The sequence below is a fragment of the Frankia sp. Mgl5 genome (genome assembly GCF_023242985.1).
Taxonomy (GTDB): Bacteria; Actinomycetota; Actinomycetes; order Frankiales; family Frankiaceae; genus Parafrankia; species Parafrankia soli.
Genome location: NZ_JALKFY010000501.1, coordinates 1 through 396 on the forward strand (window position 1 = coordinate 1; position 396 = coordinate 396).

Consider the following 396-nt stretch of genomic DNA (forward strand, 5'->3'; position numbering starts at 1 on the left):
TTGTGGTTAGTGTATACTTTCCCCGCTGGGAGCGAATGCTGCAGGCGGTGGTGATGCTTCCATACGCCGTGCCTCCGGTGGTGGCCGCCGTGGGCCTGATCAAAATTTATTCCAGCGGACCAATTGCCCTTTCCGGCACGCTCTGGCTGCTGATTGCTGCTTACTTTGTCGCCATTTTGCCTTATATGTATCAAGGAATTCGCAACAGCATGCGCACCGTTGACGCCGTTTCGCTGATCGATGCCGCCGAGCTGCTGGGAGCAACCAAGCTGAAAGCGTTCCGGCTGGTGATCTTTCCCAACATATTACCCGGAGTCCTCGTCTCCACGCTGCTTTCCTTCTCCATTTTGTTTGGCGAGTTTGTGCTGACGAACCTGTTGATCGGCGGTCATTTTG

1 protein-coding gene is annotated in these 396 nt (G+C 54.5%); it reads left to right on the forward strand.

Translation table 11 applies throughout. The annotated features are described in order from the left end of the window. Positions 1-396 (forward strand): ABC transporter permease (locus MXD62_RS10330; RefSeq protein ID WP_368862382.1); only part of this gene is annotated, 396 nt, incomplete at both ends.